This is a genomic window from Frankia sp. AiPs1, from assembly GCF_023716945.1.
GTDB lineage: Bacteria > Actinomycetota > Actinomycetes > Frankiales > Frankiaceae > Frankia.
The window spans coordinates 1-17,400 of the sequence record NZ_JAMQQF010000085.1 but is presented as its reverse complement, the minus strand read 5'-3'; the positions used below and the strand labels follow the sequence as shown (position 1 = coordinate 17,400).

General features: G+C 73.0%; 12 protein-coding genes. 9 read left to right on the top strand and 3 right to left on the bottom strand.

What is annotated here, in order from left to right; translation table 11 throughout:
• The 5 genes from ND748_RS11185 to glgP all read left to right on the top strand — a co-directional run.
• On the top strand, positions 1-692 hold a 692-nt coding region (locus ND748_RS11185; RefSeq protein ID WP_251745614.1), incomplete at its 5' end, for a TRSP domain-containing protein.
• Positions 689-1,999: a cysteine protease StiP family protein gene (locus ND748_RS11180; protein ID WP_251745613.1), complete on the top strand. Its 1,311-nt coding sequence runs from the start codon at positions 689-691 to the stop codon at positions 1,997-1,999. The genes ND748_RS11185 and ND748_RS11180, both read left to right, overlap by 4 nt.
• A complete protein-coding gene (locus tag ND748_RS11175; RefSeq protein ID WP_251745612.1) occupies positions 1,996-2,901 on the top strand; it encodes a sucrose-6-phosphate hydrolase in 906 nt (301 codons plus the stop codon). Before ND748_RS11180 ends, ND748_RS11175 begins: the two co-directional genes overlap by 4 nt.
• 90 nt (positions 2,902-2,991) lie before the next feature.
• A complete protein-coding gene (gene acs, locus ND748_RS11170; RefSeq protein ID WP_374215895.1) occupies positions 2,992-5,058 on the top strand; it encodes an acetate--CoA ligase in 2,067 nt (688 codons plus the stop codon).
• Between the two features lie 143 nt (positions 5,059-5,201).
• The gene (gene glgP / locus ND748_RS11165; protein WP_251745611.1) at positions 5,202-7,760 is read left to right on the top strand and encodes an alpha-glucan family phosphorylase; all 2,559 of its coding nucleotides are present in this window, start codon (positions 5,202-5,204) and stop codon (positions 7,758-7,760) included.
• A gap of 110 nt (positions 7,761-7,870) precedes the next feature.
• On the opposite strand, the gene glgX is transcribed toward glgP, so the two are convergent.
• Positions 7,871-10,219, bottom strand: coding sequence for a glycogen debranching protein GlgX (gene glgX, locus ND748_RS11160; protein ID WP_251745609.1), 2,349 nt, complete (start codon positions 10,217-10,219; stop codon positions 7,871-7,873).
• Positions 10,220-10,507: 288 nt separating this feature from the next.
• Here glgX and ND748_RS11155 point away from each other — a divergent pair, with 288 nt between their 5' ends.
• Positions 10,508-11,284 (top strand): enoyl-CoA hydratase/isomerase family protein, encoded by a 777-nt coding sequence (locus ND748_RS11155; RefSeq protein WP_251745608.1) that lies wholly within the window; start codon positions 10,508-10,510, stop codon positions 11,282-11,284.
• Between the two features lie 147 nt (positions 11,285-11,431).
• Here ND748_RS11155 and ND748_RS11150 read toward each other — a convergent pair whose 3' ends face one another.
• Both ND748_RS11150 and ND748_RS11145 read right to left on the bottom strand, forming a co-directional pair.
• Positions 11,432-12,505 carry an endonuclease/exonuclease/phosphatase family protein gene (locus ND748_RS11150; protein WP_251745606.1) on the bottom strand — a complete coding sequence of 358 codons (1,074 nt, stop codon included), beginning with the start codon at positions 12,503-12,505 and terminating at the stop codon, positions 11,432-11,434.
• 195 nt (positions 12,506-12,700) lie between these two features.
• Positions 12,701-14,077 (bottom strand): transcriptional regulator, encoded by a 1,377-nt coding sequence (locus ND748_RS11145; protein WP_251745604.1) that lies wholly within the window; start codon positions 14,075-14,077, stop codon positions 12,701-12,703.
• 543 nt (positions 14,078-14,620) lie between these two features.
• On the opposite strand from ND748_RS11145, the gene ND748_RS11140 reads away from it, so the two are divergent.
• The 3 genes from ND748_RS11140 to ND748_RS11130 form a co-directional block, all read left to right on the top strand.
• The gene (locus ND748_RS11140) at positions 14,621-15,406 is read left to right on the top strand and encodes an electron transfer flavoprotein subunit beta/FixA family protein (protein WP_251745603.1); all 786 of its coding nucleotides are present in this window, start codon (positions 14,621-14,623) and stop codon (positions 15,404-15,406) included.
• A 12-nt stretch (positions 15,407-15,418) separates the two neighbouring features.
• Entirely contained in the window at positions 15,419-16,381 is a 963-nt protein-coding gene (locus ND748_RS11135) for an electron transfer flavoprotein subunit alpha/FixB family protein (RefSeq protein ID WP_251745602.1), read from the top strand.
• A gap of 336 nt (positions 16,382-16,717) precedes the next feature.
• Positions 16,718-17,400 (top strand): ROK family protein (locus ND748_RS11130; RefSeq protein WP_251745601.1); only part of this gene is annotated, 683 nt, incomplete at its 3' end.

Sequence of the window (17,400 nt, the reverse complement as noted above, 5' to 3'; positions counted from 1 at the left end):
CCGTCACGGTGCCGGCCGAGATCGCCGCTCGGGCGGCGAGCATCCGCACCCGCCTCGCCGCCGCCGGGCCGCCCGCCCAGGTGCCGCCCACCGCCGATGTGGCCACGCCTGCCGATGTGGCCACGCCTGCCGATGTGTCGTCGGCTGGCCGGGCTGATCATCCGGTTCGGTGGCTGGCCCCGGACTGGCCGGCGGACCTGCCCGAAGGCGGCCGGTACGGCTGGTCCCCGGCCCATCGGCGCCGGCTGGACGACGCCCTGGCGCCGGTCGCCGCCGCCGTGCGCGCGGCACTGACCCGGCCGGACGGCCTCACACTCGTCCTCGGGACGGAGGAACTGATGTACACCCCGATGCGGATCGCGGACACGCTGGCCGCCGCCGGCAGTGGCACCGTTCGTTACCAGTCGACGACCCGCTCGCCGGTCCATCCGGTCGACGTCGAGGGCTACGCCATCCGGGCGGCGCTCACGTTCCCGGCGCCGGACGACCCGAGCCGGGTCAGCCACGTCTACAACGTCCGGCCCGGCGCGTACGACGACATCGTCCTGATCGTCGACTCCGGCGCGGACGCCGCCTCGCCTGCGCCGGTCGCCGACCCGACGGGCCTCGTCGCCGAGCTGCGCCGCTGCGCCCCGGTCGCCGTGCTCACCCTGCCCGCCTACCGCCCGGCCCGGCCGGAGCAGACCCGATGAGCGCCACCGGTTCCGGGCCGGCGACGCCGGTGGCCGGGCGGCCGGGCGACCCCGCGCTCGTGGGGACGATCGGTTCGGGCTCGTACGACCCGGCGGACGTCACCTTCCTGCTCACCGATCTGAGCGCCGTCGACCTCGAACGGCCCACCGAGGACCGCGAGGAGGCGATGCAGTCCGGCCGCCACTACTCCGAGGACCTGCCCGTCGAGTACCAGCCCGACGCCGGTTACCTGCGCCTCTACCATCAGGCGCTGGAACGCTCCGCCCGGCGGGTGGCGTTGGCCACGGGGCTGGTCGCCGAGCTCGTCCGGGTCACGAAGCCCGAGCCGGTCCTGGTCTCGATCGCCCGGGCCGGGACGCCGGTCGGAATCCTGATGCGCCGCTGGTACGGCTGGCGGCACGGCCTGGACACCCCGCACCATGCCATCTCCGTGATCAAGGATCGCGGGGTGGACATGAACGCCGTGCGCTACCTGACCGACCGCTTCGACCGCGAGTCGATCCAGTTCGTCGACGGCTGGACGGGCAAGGGCGTGATGACACGGGTGCTCAGCGAGGCGGTCGCGGGTCTCGGGCTCGACGACAGCCTCGCCGTGCTCGCCGATCCGGCCCGGTGCGTATCGCTGTACGGCACCCGCGACGACTTCCTCATCCCGAGCGCCTGCCTGAACTCCACGGTCAGCGGGCTGGTCAGCCGGACCGTCCTCAACGCCGAGCACATCGGCCCGGACGACTTCCACGGCGCGAAGTTCTACGCCGAGCTCGCGCCGCACGACCTGTCCCGACACTTCATCGACACGGTCGTCGCCCAGTTCGACGCGGTCGCGGACGAGGTCGCCGAGACCTGGCCGCGGCTGTGGGCGGGTGACCGGCGGCCGACCTGGGCCGGCTGGGCGGCGGTGGAGCGCATAGCCGCCGCCTACGACATCCCGGACGTGATCATGGTGAAGCCCGGGGTCGGCGAGACCACCCGGGTGCTGCTGCGCCGGGTGCCGTGGCGCATCCTGGTCGCCCCGGATCGTGTCGACGAGCTGCCCCACGTCCTGGCGCTGGCCGCTGACCGCGGCGTCGACGTCGAGGAGATGGCCGACCTGCCGTTCTCGTGCGTGGGGCTGGTGCGACCGGTCGGCGCGGCGCCGGTGTTCCACACCCCGAACGCGCGCTGGCGCCCGGACGTCCCGGACCTGCCGGACATCCTCCCGGCGGTCCCCGCCCCCTCGGCCCCCTCACCGGGCCCCTCGGGCCCCCCGGACCGCTCAGGACCCTCAGGCCCGCCAGGCCCCGCAGGCCCCTCGGACGCCTCGTGACGGCCGGAGCCGGCCACCTGGTGGCCCTCGACCTGGACAAGACGCTGATCTTCTCCCGGAGTTCGCTGCTGCTGCCGCCGGCCAGCGGGGTCGGGTCCGGGCCGGTCGGGTTCGGGCCGGTCGAGCCCGAGCGCGCCGCGCCCGAGCACGCCGAGGTCGAGCTGGTCGAGGTCGAGCGGCTGGACGGCGCCCCGCTGTCCTTCGCGACGGCCCGGGAGCTCGCGCTGCTGGCCGAGCTGCACCGCCGCGCCGTCGTCGTCCCCGTCACCACCCGCACGCTCGCCCAGTACCGCCGCGTCGAGCTGGGGATTCGGCCCCGGTACGCGATCGCGGCCAACGGCGGGCACCTGCTCGTCGATGGCGTCCCGGACCCGGTGTGGGCGGCCGGGATCGCGGCGGAGGTGGCCGGCGCCTGCGCGCCGCTGGCCGAGGTGCTGGCGCTGGCCGAACGGTTCGCCGCCGGCGGCTGGGCCCGGACCGTCCGCGCCGCCGACGACCTGTTCGTCTACCTCGTCGCCCACGACCGGCCCGCCATCCCGGACCTGACCGACGTCACCGCGACGGCCCGGGCGGGTGGCTGGTCGGTGTCGGTGCAGGGCCGCAAGGTGTACCTGGTGCCGATTGTGCTGACCAAGCAGCGGGCCGTCGACGAGGTGGTGCGCCGGGCCGGGACGGCGACCCTGCTGGCCGCCGGTGACTCGGTCCTGGACATTCCGATGCTGCTCGCGGCCGATGCCGCCGTCCGGCCCGCCCACGGTGAGCTGCACGACCTTGGCTGGTCGGCGCCGAACGTCGCCGTCACCGCCGGCGCGGGGGCGGTCGCGGGCGAACAGGTGCTGGCGGCGTTGCTCGACCGGGTGCGCGCGGACCGGCCGGATCCGACTCCCGCCGCCCCGGTGTGATCCTGGGCGGCGAGCGGTCTTCGTGGTACACTGGGGTAGGTGTCCCGCCACACACCGTTTCGTCCAGACAGCGTTCGTCCAGGAGGAACCGTGACCACCGATCCGGGCGTGCGCGCCGCGGCCGACCAGAGCGCCACGCCCGGTCCGGACATCACGCCCGGTCCGGACATCACGCCCGGTCCGAACGTCACGACCGATCTGGAGGCCACGCTGGCGGGCCTGCTGTCGGTGGAGAGCTTCGACCCGCCGGTCGGATTCACCCGACGTCGCCCCGTGGAGCCGGATCGCCGAGCCGCAGCGGCGGACCCGCAGGCGTTCTGGGCCGCTGCCGCCCGCGAGCTGCTCAGCTGGGACAAGCCGTTCAGCCAGGTGCTCGACGACACGAACCCGCCGTTCTACACCTGGTTCGCCGACGGTGAGCTGAACCTGTCGGCCAACTGCCTGGACCGCCATGTCGACGCCGGCCGGGGCGAGCGGGTCGCGTTCCACTGGCGCGGCGAGGAGGGCGAGCACCGGGACGTCACCTACGCCGACCTGCTGGCCGAGACCGAGCGGCTGGCGAACGGTCTGCTGTCCCTCGGGGTGCGGGCCGGGGACGTCGTCGGCATCTTCCTGCCGATGATCCCCGAGGTGGCCGCGGCAATGCTGGCCTGCGCCCGGATCGGCGCGGTCCACAATGTGGTCTTCGGCGGCTTCGCGCCGTCCGCGGTCCGGGAGCGGATGGAGGTCTCCGACGCCAAGGTGCTCATCACCGTCGACGGGGCGCGGCGCAAGGGGCGCCGGGCGCCGGTGAAGGCCGCCGTCGACGCCGAGCTCGGCGATCTGCCGGCGCTGGAGCACATCGTGGTGGTCCGCGGCCCGGGGGAGAACGCCGCCGAGGTGCCGATGACCGCCGGCCGCGACGTCTGGTACGACGAGCTGCTCGCCGCCGCCGATCCGACCTGCCCGGCGGTCGGCCTGCCCGCGGAGCACCCGCTGTTCATCCTGTACAGCTCCGGGTCGACGGCGAAACCGAAGGGCATCCTGCACACCACTGCGGGTTATCTGCTCGGGGCGACCTACACGCTGCGAACGGTCTTCGACCTCGATCCGGAGACCGACGTCTACTGGTGCTCCGCCGACGTCGGCTGGATCACCGGCCACTCCTACATCGTGTACGGACCGCTGTCCAACGGCGTCACCAGCGTGATGTTCGAGGGCGCCCCGGACTATCCGGACCACGACATCTGGTGGCGGATCGTCGAGGAGTACAAGGTCACCGTCTTTTACACGGCGCCGACGGCGATCCGCACCTGCATGAAGTGGGGCGCGCAGTACCCCGCCCGCCACGACCTGTCCTCGCTGCGGGTGCTCGGCACGGTCGGCGAGCCGATCAACCCGAAGGCGTGGCTGTGGTACCACCTGGTGATCGGGGGCGGGCACTGCCCGATCGTCGACACCTGGTGGCAGACCGAGACCGGGTCGGTGCTCATCGCGCCGCTGGCGGGGGCCACCGCGACCAAGCCGGGGTCGGCGACGAAGCCACTGCCCGGAATCAGCCCGGCGCTGCTGGGCGAGGACGGCCGGCCCGTCACGGAGGGAACGGGCATACTGGTGATCACGCAGCCGTGGCCGTCGATGCTGCGCACCCTGTACAAGGACGACGAGCGCTTCGTCGAAACGTACTTCTCCCGCTTCGGCCCGACGACCTACGTGGTCGGCGACGCGGCCCGGCTCGACGCCGACGGCTATTTCTGGATCATCGGCCGGATCGACGACGTCATCAACGTCTCCGGGCACCGCCTGTCCACCGCCGAGGTCGAGTCGGCGATCGTCGCCCACGAGGCCGTGGCCGAGGCCGCCGTCGTCGCGCAGGCCGACGAGCAGACCGGCCAGGCGATCGTCGCGTTCGTGACGCTGACGGGCGAGCGGGTCGGCGACCCCGCCGTCGAGGCCGAGCTGCGCGAGCATGTCGCCCGGCGCATCGGCAAGCTGGCCCGGCCGCGGCGGATCGTCTGGGCCGACGACCTGCCGAAGACCCGCTCCGGCAAGATCATGCGCCGCCTGCTGCGGGACGTCGCCGAGGGCCGGGAGCTCGGCGACGTCACGACCCTGCGGGACCCCGCGGTCATGTCCGCCCTCGCCGCGAAGGTGGCCGCCGCGCCCGACGACGAGTAGCAGGACCGGCCCGTCTCAGGAGTGCAATTCCGGAGGATTCCGACCGATCGTTGGGCCGGGCAGCGAGTTGTTCGGAGAACGTAACCTGCCGGTCGAACCCGGGTGCGCCCATGTCACGTGCACTCCTCTAGGCTCACGTCTTCGTGAGAGCCCTACGACGGTTCACCGTCCGTGCGCAGCTCCCCGAGCAGCTTGCTCCACTGGGGGAACTTGTCCTGAATCTTCGCTGGTCCTGGCACCCCGAGACGCTGGACCTGTTCGAGTCGGTCGATCCCGAGCTCTGGCGGGCCACCAAGGGTGACCCGGTACGCCTGCTCGGCGAGGTCGATCATGATCGGCTCGTCGCGCTCGCCGCGGATCGCCGCTTCGTGCGCCGGCTCACCGCCATCGCGGACGATCTCCAGGACTACCTCTCGGCCGACCTGTGGTACCAGCGTCAGCAGCTGTCGGGCGCGCCGGCGGCGATCGCGTACTTCTCGCCGGAGTTCGGCATCACCGAGGTGCTGCCGCAGTACTCCGGTGGGCTCGGCATCCTCGCCGGCGACCACCTCAAGACCGCCAGCGACCTCGGTGTGCCGATCATCGGCGTGGGGCTGCTCTACCGGGCGGGCTACTTCGTCCAGTCCCTGTCGCGCGACGGCTGGCAGCAGGAGCGCTACCCGGGCATCGACCCGCACGGGCTGCCGCTGACCCAGCTCACCGACGCCGCCGGCGTGCCGGTGAAGGTGGCCGTCGGGCTGCCCGAGGGCCGCACCCTGCACGCCCAGATCTGGAAGGCGCAGGTCGGCCGGGTTCCGCTGCTGCTGCTCGACTCGGACGTCGAGGACAACCAGCCGGCCGAGCGGGGGGTGACCGACCGGCTCTACGGCGGTGGCACCGACCACCGGCTGCTGCAGGAGATGCTGCTGGGCATCGGCGGCGTCCGGGCGCTGCGCGCCTACGCGGCCGTCACCGGCACGCCGACGCCGGAGGTCTACCACACCAACGAGGGCCACGCCGGCTTCCTCGGCCTGGAGCGGATCCGCGAGCTCGTCGAGACCGGGCTCAGCTTCGACGAGGCGCTGGAGGCCGCCCGCGCCGGCACGCTGTTCACCACGCACACCCCGGTGCCCGCCGGCATCGACCGCTTCCCCCGCGACCTCGTCGCCCGCCACTTCGGCGGGGACAACTCCTGGCCCGGCGTGCCGGCCGAACGAATCCTGGAGCTCGGGGTCGAATCCGACCCGAACGTGTTCAACATGGCGCACATGGGCCTGCGCCTCGCCCAGCGCTCGAACGGCGTGAGCAAGCTGCACGGCATCGTCAGCCGGGAGATGTTCGCGGGTCTGTGGGCCGGGTTCGATTCCGCCGAGGTGCCGATCGGCTCGGTGACCAACGGCGTGCACGCCCCGACCTGGGTGTCGCGGGCGGTCATCGAGCTGGCCGACCGCCAGCCCGGTCCCGGCCTGCTCGCCGACGACGCGGCCGGCTTCGCCAAGATCTCGACCCTGCCCGACGAGGTCGTCTGGGCCACCCGGCGCCAGTTGCGGGAGCGGCTCGTCGGCGAGGTTCGCCGCCGGGTGCGCGCCTCCTGGCTGGAGCGCGGCGCCGCCCCCGGCGAACTCGACTGGATCGAGTCCGTCTTCGACCCCGACGTGCTGACCATCGGCTTCGCCCGCCGGGTGCCGTCCTACAAGCGGCTCACGCTGATGCTGCGCGACTCCGAGCGGCTGCGCCGGCTGCTGCTGCACCCGCAGCGGCCGATCCAGATGGTCATCGCCGGCAAGGCCCACCCCGCGGACGACGGCGGCAAGCAGCTCGTCCAGCAGATCGTCCAGTTCGCCGACGACCCGGCCGTGCGCGCGCGCATCGTGTTCCTGCCCGACTACGACATCGGCATGGCGCGGTTCCTGTACTCCGGTTCGGACGTCTGGCTGAACAACCCGCTGCGCCCGCTGGAGGCGTGCGGCACGTCCGGGATGAAGGCGGCGCTCAACGGCTGCCTCAACCTGTCCATCCGGGACGGCTGGTGGGACGAGATGTTCGACGGCCAGAACGGCTGGGCGATCCCGACCGCCGACGGCGTCGAGGACCCGGACCGGCGTGACGACATCGAGTCCGCCGCCCTGTACGACCTGTTGGAGAACACCGTCGCCCCGCGGTTCTACGACCGCGACGCCGGCGACGGCGCCCCGCGGCGCTGGACGGCGATGGTCAAGCACACCCTGTCCAGCCTCGGCCCGCAGGTGCTGGCCAGCCGGATGGTGCAGGAGTACGTCGAGCGGTACTACGTGCCGGCCGGCGTCTCCGCCCGGACCGCCGCCGCCGACGGCTCGGCCGGCGCCCGCGACCTCGCGGCCTGGAAGAGCCGGGTCCGCGCCGCCTGGTCGGGGGTGCGGGTGCTCAACGTCGACTCCGCCGGGCTCGGTGACACCCCTCAGGTGGGCCAGTCGCTGGTGGTGCGGGCGACGATCGACCTCGGCGGGCTGGCTCCCGACGATGTCGACGTCCTCGCCTCCTACGGCCGAATCGACCAGACCGACCGGATCCTCGCCCCCGAGGTGCTGTCGTTGCAGCTCGCCGGCGAGGGCGAGGGCGGCCCCCGCTACGAGGGCACGATCCCGCTCGGCCGCACCGGACCGTTCGGCTACACCGTGCGAGTGCTGCCCCGCCACCGCCTCACCGCCAGCGTCGCCGAGCTGGGCCTCGTCGCCAACCCCTAGACCCGTCGCCAACCCCTAGACCCGTCGCCCGCCCCTAGACCCGTCGCCCGCCCCTAGACCCGTCGCCCGCCCCTGGACCGTCGCCCGCCCCTGGACCGTCGAACCGGTGGTCAGGCCGGGGGATGCGCCCGCAGCAGGAGAACGCTGCGGGCGCGGACGGGCACGACGGCGCCGGGCAGCAGGGTCCGGCGTGGGTCGGCCAGGGTCGCCGGGAAACCGGCGAGGTCCTCGTCGGCGGTGTCGAGTAGTAGGTCGTAGCGCTGGGCCCACGGCGCCGCGGGCAGGGTGACGGCGGTGTCCGCGCCGTCGGGGTGGATCACGCCCAGCAGGCCGGGCGTGCACCCACCGTCGCGTCCGGTTTCCGCGGCGGCGTCCGAGGCGGCGCCCGCGACAGCGCCCGAGACGGCACTCGGGGGGGTGCCCGCGGCGATGTGGGCGACCAGCGTGACGACCTTCGGCGCGTTCCAGTCCGCCGTGGACATCACCTGCCCGTCGGCCCGGAACCAGGTGATGTCCGCGAGCTGCCCGGGGGCCGACTCACCGCCGTGGAAGAACACCTCGCGGCGCAGCGCCGGCTCAAGGCGACGCAGCGAGATCAGACCGCTGACCAGGCGTAGCAGGGCCGCGTCCGGTCCGGCGGGGTCGCGCCCGGCAGCCCCGGCACCGGGGCCGGCCTCGGCCCTGGGCTCGGACCTGGCCCTGGCTTCGGACCTGGGTCTGGGTTCGGAGCCCGGCCAGGCCAGCCAGGACACGGGGTTGTCCTGGCAGTAGGCGTTGTTGTTGCCGCCCTGGGACCGGCCGAACTCGTCGCCGGCCAGCAGCATCGGCACTCCGGCCGACAACAGCAGGGTCGCCAGCAGGCCGCGGCGCACCCGGCGGCGGGTGGACAGGATCGTCGGGTCGTCGGTCGGGCCCTCCGCGCCGTAGTTCGACGAGCGGTTGTCCGACTCTCCGTCCCGGTTGCCCTCGCCGTTGGCGTCGTTGTGCTTCTCCGCGTAGGAGACCAGGTCGGCCACGGGGAAGCCGTCGTGGGCGGTGACGAAGTTCACCGACGCCCACGGCCGCCGACCACCGTGTTCGAACAGGTCGGACGAGCCCGTCACCCGGTAGCCGAGGTCGGCGACCCCGCTGCTCCGCCCGTTCCACACGTCCCGGACCGTGTCGCGAAAGCGCCCGTTCCACTCCGCCCACGGAGCCGGGAACGATCCCACCTGATAGCCGCCCCAGCCGACGTCCCACGGCTCGGCGATCAGCTTCACCGACGACAGCAGCGGGTCGGCGTGGATCGCCGTCAGCAGGCCGGCGGTGGGATCGAAGGCGTCGGGGTTGCGGGCCAGCGCGGTGGCCAGGTCGAAGCGGAAACCGTCGACCCCCATCTCGTTGACCCAGTAACGCAGGGAGTCGCAGATCAACTTGACCACGTGCGGCGAGGTCATGTTGAGGGTGTTGCCGCAGCCGGTCACGTCGCGATAGCGCCGCGGGTCCGTCGGTTCCACCCGGTAGTAGGTCGCGTTGTCCAGGCCGCGCAGGGACAGCGTCGGGCCGCGTTCACTGCCCTCGGCGCTGTGGTTGTAGACGACGTCGAGGATCACCTCGATGCCGGCGGCGTGCAGCGTCGCCACCATCGTCTGGAACTCGCCGATCGGATCGCCGGTCGCCGCGTACGCGGGGTGCGGCGCGAAGAACCCCAGGGTGTTGTAACCCCAGTAGTTGATCCTCGAGCGTTCGAGCAGCGCCGGCTCGGAGACCGAGGCCTGCACCGGCAGGAGTTCGAGCGCGGTGATGCCCACCCGGTGCAGGTGGTCGACCACGGCGGGATGGGCCAGCCCCGCGTAGGTGCCGCGCAGCCGGGCCGGCACGCCCGGGTGCAGGCGGGTGAAGCCACGCACGTGCGCCTCGTACAGAACGGTCTGGGACCACGGGATGGCGGGCCTGTTGTCCGCGGGGTGCCGGCCCCTGCCCCGGCGGCGAGTACCGTCCCGGCGGGTGGGGCCGGCGACGACGCAGCGGGGCACGAAGGGGGCGGAGTCCCGCGCGTCCGGCTCGTAGCCGTAGGGGTCGCCGCCGCCGAACCCGTAGATGGCCGGATCGGGCCGCAGCGCCCCGGTCAGCAGCCGGGCGTACGGGTCGACCAGCAGCTTCGCCGGGTTGTAGCGCTGGCCCCGGCCCGGGTCGTACGGGCCGTGCGCGCGCAGGCCGTAGCGCTGCCCCGGGCCGACGCCGGGCAGGTAGCCGTGCCACACCTCGCCGTCGCGTTCCGGCAGCCGGTGGCGGGACTCCCGGTCGGCGTCGTCGAACAGGCAGAACTCGATTGCCTCGGCGCCGGGGGCGGCGACGGCGATGTTGACTCCGGCGCCGTCCCAGCTCACCCCGAGCGGGCCGGGCCGGCCAGGGTGCAGGCCGCCGCCCGAGCGGGATGACGGATGGGATGCGCGGGTGCTGCCGCCTGCGTCGGACACCTCGGTGACGTTAACGGACGCTCCCACCCCCGGTGGGCCGATCGGGCGGCTCCATCCCGCCCGCCCCCGCCGTCGCGATCGCAGGAAGATCAGCGTCGGTCGGCCTATCGTGACCTCCGACCCCACTGATCCGCAGCACGATCGGACCCGGCCGGCCGCCGCGACCCACCCCTGGAGCGACCGACGACCAGGGCGGGCGGCGGTCGGCCCGGCACACGATCGCCGCGGCCGGCTGGGAGTCGCCACGCCCCGCCCGCCCGGGCGCGGGCCAGAGCGGGAGGACCCTGGATGAGCGTCGTGCGGCTCGAGGTCGACGGCGGGATCGGCACCATCCGGCTGGACCGGCCGCCGATGAACGCGCTGGACTCCGGCGTCGCCGCCGACCTGCGGGCGGCCGCCGTCGAGGCGACCCGCAACCCGGCGATCCGGGCGGTGGTCATCTACGGGGGCGAGAAGGTCTTCGCCGCCGGCGCGGACATCAGGCAGATGGCGCCGATGGGGTACGCGCAGGCGTCGGCCTGGGTCGGCGACCTCAACTCCACCTTCGAGGTGGTCGCCCGCATCCCGAAGCCGGTGGTCGCGGCGGTCACCGGCTACGCCCTCGGCGGCGGGCTGGAACTTGCGCTGTGCGCCGACGTGCGGGTGTTCGCCGACAACGCGAAGGTCGGCCAGCCGGAAATCCTGCTCGGGGTGATCCCGGGGGCCGGTGGGACGCAGCGCCTGCCGCGGCTGATCGGCCCGGCGCGGGCCAAGGACCTCATCTTCAGCGGCCGGCAGGTGCGTGCCGACGAGGCCGCCGAGATCGGCCTGGCCGACGTCGTGGTCCCCGCGGCCGAGGTCCTCGACCGCGCCCGGGAGATCGCCGGGCGGTACACGGCCGGCCCCGCGATGGCGCTGGCGGCGGCGAAGCAGGCCGTCGACGACGGTTCGGAGCTCGCCCTCTCCGAGGCCCTGCGCCTGGAGGCCGCCCTGTTCGCCGGCCTGTTCGCCACCGAGGACCGCCGCATCGGCATGGAGTCCTTCCTCGCCCACGGCCCCGGCAAAGCGGACTTCACCGGCCGCTGACCCCGCTGAATCCATACTCCAGGAGGATCGCCGGAGGCGATCCGACGGAGACCCCGAACGGCGCCCGATGGTAGGGGTCCCCGGATTGCGCCGAAGGCGCCATCTGGGGCTTACCCCCCGGATTGCGCCGAAGGCGCCATCCGGGGGTTACCGCATGGCCAGGTCGGCGATCACCGGGAGGTGGTCGCTGCCGAAGTCGTGGCCGACCTGGAAGCCGGTGACCGCGAAGGCCGGCGAGGTCAGCACGTGGTCGATGCGCAGCACCGGCGGCAGCAGCACGGAGCGGGCGTTCCAGGTGGGCTCCCACCCGCCGCCGACGACGTCGTGCGCGTCGCGGACCCCGGCGCTGACGAGCCTGCGCAGCGGCCGGTGGTCGCGGGTGGCGTTGTAGTCGCCGGCCATGACCACCGGCAGGGTGGCGTGCTGGGCCTCGTGGCGCAGGGCGGTGAGCTGGGTGCGCCACCGGTTGGTGTACGAGCCGGACGTCGGCGAGATGGTGTGCACCGCGTACATCACGAAGCGGCGGTTCTCGTCGACCTCGACGGTGGCCCGCAGCGACATCGACCCGCCGACGATCGGGGCGGCGGCGTCGCGCAGCGGGAACCGGGAGTAGATCGCCGCGCCGAACGCGCCGTCGTCCGGGTGCACCTCCCGGTACCGGAAGCCGGCCAGGGCGCCGGAGGCGTTCACCCGGGACAGCGTCAGCGGTGAAAGCTCGACGAGGATGAGCACGTCGGGGTTGGCCGAGCGGATCTGCGCGCCGAGCCGGTCGGCGTGGGCGTTGCGGTACAGCAGGTTCGCCGACATGATCCGCAGTCTGGCCGATCCCTGGGGCGCGTCCTCGGCGCCGCCCGGGAGCACCTCGGGCACCGACCAGAACAGGTGGACGGCGACCAGCACGACCGAAAGGATCAGCAGCAGGTTGCGGCGCAGGGCGAAGGCCACGGCGAGCGTGGCGTAGGCCGGCAGGTAGAGCAGCGGGGTGACGGCGTTGATCGCCGAGTAGGGCCAGTCGAGGCCGTCGTCGAGGTGCACCAGCCGGCCGAGGGCGAGCAGGGCGAGGCCCGCGGCGACCACCCAGGCGATCACCGTGATGGCGGTGCCGACCCGGAAGGCCGGTCGGGCCCTGGGCTCGGGGGCGGCGACCGGGATGTCGCCCGGTCCGGTGTCGGTCTTGGCGTCCGGTGCCGTGCGGCCGGACTCCTGCGCGGATGTCACCATCCCAGAGTGCCCGGCGCGCCGGGGCATCCGAGCGGTGGGTGACCCGCGTGACCTGGCGGGGGCCCCCACGCGGCCCGGCGGGAGCGCCGGGCCGTCGCGAGGCGGGCCGCAGGAGTGCGTCCCATGGGGAGGGGTCACGCCGAGTGGCCCCCTGGCGCCGGAGGGCTAGGCGTCGGAAGGCTCGGCGTCGGAGGGCTAGGCGGCGGAGGTGGCCGGGAGCAGCGGGCGGGCCTGTTCGCGCCACTCCCGCGACGCGACGGTCGGGTGCTTGCCGAATTCCTCGTCGAGCTCGGCCAGTTTCGTCGCGATCCGTTGCGAGGAGACCTGCCCGGCGACGGCGACGGCCCGGTAGGCCGCCTCCAGGGCGCCCTCCAGCTCCGCCGCCGGCCGGCGCAGGTAGGCCAGTGCCAGGTCGGCCTCGGCGTAGCTGCGGGTCCGCGCACGGGCCGCGCCCTGCAGCGTGCGCGCTTCGACGAGCATGTCCGCCGCCTCGCGCGGCCGCTCCAGCAGCAGCAGGCAGTGGCCGCGGCACTCGGCGGCGTCGCCGGCGTTGTAGTGGCCGGCCCAGGACGGTCCGGCCCCGTCGTCGCGGGCGATGGCCTCGTCCATGTCGTCCAGGGCCCGCAGGCACCCGGACTCGTCGCGGTTGCGGGCCAGCGCCCAGGCGTTCTTGTCGTAGAGCATGGCCCGCACCGCGCTGGTGGAGTGCCGCCACGACCGGCGCAGGGCGGCCCGGGCCAGCGCCAGGCTCTGGCGCGGATGGCCGAGCTGGGCGGCCTGGTCGCTCATGCCGGACAGGATCCGCCCGGCGAGCATCGCGTCGTCGGCGTGCTCGGCGAGGCTGAGGGCCTGGATGTAGTAGCGCTGGGCGAGCGCCTCCCGCTGGCCGTCCTGGGCGAGCCAGCCACAGAACTGGGTCAGCTCCGCCAGGGCGCTGAACAGGTCCGGGTTGGGGCGGTTGTCGCGGGCGGCCCGGGTCTGGTCGTGCAGGAAGCTGACCGCCTGGGGGCGGATCTCGCTGCCGCCGAACTTGGCGTCGAGCTTGCGGAAGTTCTCGGTCACGTCGCGGATCAGCGCGCCGCCGCCCGCGACCGGTGGTGGCGCGCCGACGATCCGGTCGACGACGCCGGTGAGGCTGGAGAGCACCGGCTCGGCGAAGGCGGATGCGATGAAGGCGGTTCCATCGTGGAGAAGGTCACGTCGCCGCATGTCTCTTCCCGATAGTCCGGCGAGGGTGCGCAGGGTCTCGACGGGTGCGTTCGCCCCGCTCAGCCCCAGGTCGTCGTGGCTGTAGGACTCCCCGCGCCAGCCGAGGTCGGCGGGCAGGACGGGATAGCCCAGCGCAGCCGACATCTCGGCGGCTGCCAGCTCGGCGACCATCGGGTCGCGCGGGCGCATGCCCCGTCGCCAGTGACCGACCGTCGTCCTTGCCAGGCCGAGTTCGATCTTGCGCTGCTGGCGAGCGCGGGCGTTCACCTGACAGGCGAACCTGGTGTCCGATACCCCGGCCTCGCGCAGCAGACGCGCGAAGGGGGAGGTGGGTGCGGGATTTTCCGGCGGCGTATTCGACATCTGTCCCCCGTCGAAGTTAGGTCAACCTAAGTCAGCGGCGGCCCGACCGCGCACACCGCCTTAGTCAGAAAGTAGTGGAACGGTCACTAGCAAGGGAAGGGGGTGTGCACAACCCGGCCGCATTGCACGCGTAGCCGGGACTGATGCCTCTGGTGTCGTGCCGGCGGCCGGGGATGGCTTCCTGGCAACGTCACGGAATGTGAGATCAAGTCATCTGCTCATGCACCTGCATGGCACTTGTGCACGTGCATTTGAGGCCGGATCGGAAAAATGGCCCGCAAAGTAATGTCGGCGAGGAGACCTTGTCCCGCTCTGGGGGGAACTGGCCGGGCGTGGTGCGCCCACCGCGGGGTATGGCTGCAGCGGGGCGCACGGACTAGTCTTGGTGACGGCGTGTAGTCGAAACCCATCCCGAGCCGGCTGTCCAGGTCAGGGGCACAGTGCGGTCCGCGTCACGCCGCCGATCATCGGGCGTGTGAGCGCCCCAGATGCGACGATGTCAAGAGCACTGACATCGGATGTTGGCTACGGAGGCCCCAAGGCGTGAACATCGTCGTTACCGTCAAGCAGGTTCCCGATACCTGGGCGGAGAAGAAGCTCGACGCCGCGGACAAGACCGTCGACCGCAAGAGCGTCGACAACGTCATGAACGAGATGGACGAGTACGGGGTCGAAGAGGCCCTGAAGATCAAGGAAGCGCACGGGGGCGAGGTCACCGTCGTCACGATGGGGCCGGCCAAGGCGGTCGAGACGATCCGCAAGGCCCTGTCGATGGGCGCGGACAAGGCCGTTCACCTCACGGACGACTCGCTGCACGGGTCGGACGCGCTGGCGACCTCCGCGGCACTGGCAAAGGTGATCTCGACGCTGTCCCCGGACATCGTCATCACCTCCTCCGAGGCCTCGGACGCCCGTGGCGGCGTCATCGGTGCCCTGCTGGCGGAGCGCCTCGGGCTGCCTCAGCTCACCCAGGCCCGCAAGGTCACGGTGGACCCGGGCGCGAGCAAGGTGACGATCGAGCGACTCGCCGACAACGGCTACGCCCTCGTCGAGGCGAGCCTGCCGGTGGTCGTCGGGGTCGTCGAGAAGATCAACCAGCCGCGTTACCCCTCGTTCAAGGGCATCATGGCGGCCAAGAAGAAGCCGCTGACGACGCTGTCCGCCGCTGACGCCGGGCTCGACGGCGCCGCGGTCGGCCTCGCGGGCGCCGCCTCGGCGGTCGTCACGTCGGAGGCCGCCCCGCCGCGTTCGAGCGGGACGATCGTCAAGGACGAGGGCGACGGCGGAACGAAGGTCGCGGAGTTCCTCGCCGCGCAGAAGCTCATCTGAGGGGTCTGTTCGATGGCTGAAGTTCTCGTACTCGTCGAGCACGCCGACGGTGAACCCAAGAAGGTCACCGCCGAGCTGCTGACGCTCGCCCGCACACTCGGTGAGCCGTCCGCGGTCTTCCTCGGTGCCCCGGGCACCTACGCGAAGGCCAAGGAGTACCTCGCCCAGTACGGCGCCGCCAAGGTGTACGTCGCGGAGTCGGACGACATCGCGAGCTACGTCGGCGGACCGGCGGCGGAGGTGCTGGCCAACCTGGTCGGCGAGGCGTCACCGGCGGCCGTGCTGGTCGCGGCCACCGCGGACTCCCGTGAGGTCGCGGCCCGGGTCGCCGCGAAGACCGAGTCCGGCCTGATCTGGGACGCCACCGCGTTGTCCACGGACCTGGTCGCCACCCAGGGGATCTTCGGCGGTTCGACGATCGTCACCTCGAAGGTCACCAAGGGCGTCGCGGTGGTCGTCGTCCGGCCGAACTCCACGGCCCCCGAGGCCGCGCCGTCGACGCCGGCCGAGCAGACCGTGAACGTCGCGATCTCCGACGCCGGCAAGGGCGCGAAGATCGTCGACCGGGTGGTCGAGGCCAAGTCCGGTCGGCCGGACCTCACCGAGGCCCAGGTCGTCGTCTCCGGCGGCCGCGGTCTCGGTGCCGCGGAGCACTTCGCGCTGGTGGAGAAGCTGGCCGACACCCTCGGCGCGGCCGTCGGCGCTTCGCGTGCCGCGACCGACGCCGGCTGGTACCCGCACCAGAACCAGGTCGGCCAGACCGGCAAGACGGTGTCGCCGCAGCTCTACATCGCGGTCGGCATCTCCGGTGCCATCCAGCACCGGGCCGGAATGCAGACGTCCAAGACGATCGTCGCCGTCAACAAGGACCCCGAGGCGCCGATTTTCGAGTTCGCGGACTACGGGCTGGTCGGCGACCTTTTCAACGTCGTCCCGCAGCTCACCGAGGCGATCGAGAAGCGCAAGGCTGGCTGATCGGTCCCCCGGACCGGCACGGCCGGGCCTCCACCCGTCTCCGACGAGGCTGGAGCCCGGCCGTTGTTGTCTGCGCTGAAGTGTTGTCTGCCCTCGAGTGTTGTCTACGCTCAAGACCACGAACATGCACCGGTGCCGGCCGGCCACCGGCCGGGTGACGAGGTCAGATCGATGAACAGATCAGACCAGGAGAGCGGTCAGGCGAGGTGAAGCGGTCAGCCCGGGTGAGGGGTCAGACCGGGTGAGCGGTCAGACCGGGTGGGAGGGACTGGGCATGGCCATGACGTCGCAGCCGCACGGGTCTGGGCGTCGCTGTCCGTGACGACGGCCGGGAGGGTGACAACGGGCCGCGCTGCCGGGCCGGCGCTCGCCGTCGACATCGGCGGCACCAAGATCGCGTCCGCGGTCGTCGACGCGGACGGCACGATCCTCGCGACCGCCCGCCGCCCCGTGCCCGGTCACCGGCCCTCCGACGCCGCGGGCGGATCGGCCGAGGAGGTCTTCGGCGCGCTGCGGGACTGCGTCGGCGCGGTGCTCGCGTCCGCCGGGATCGCGGCGGACGCGATCGCCGGGGTCGGCTGTGGGTGCGCGGGCCCGATGGAATGGCCGGCGGGCGAGGTGTCGCCGCTGAACATCCCGTCCTGGCGGGCGTTTCCGCTGCGCGCCCGGCTGCGCGAGCTGTTCCCCGGGCGGGGCGTGCTGGTCCACAACGACGGCGTCGCGCTCGTCGCCGGTGAGCACTGGGCCGGGGCGGGACGGGGCGTGCGCAACCTGCTCGCGGTGACCGTCTCGACCGGCGTCGGCGGCGGGTTGGTGCTGGGTGATCGGCTGTTCCATGGCACCTCCGGCAACGCCGGCCACATCGGTCACCTCGTCGTGGACGTCGACGGACCGGACTGCCCGTGCGGCGGTCGGGGCTGCGTCGAGGCGCTCGCGTCCGGTCCGCGCACGGTGCACCGGGCGCGGGCGGCCGGGTGGACTCCCGCCGCCGGCCAGCCGGCTGACGGCCGCACCCTCGC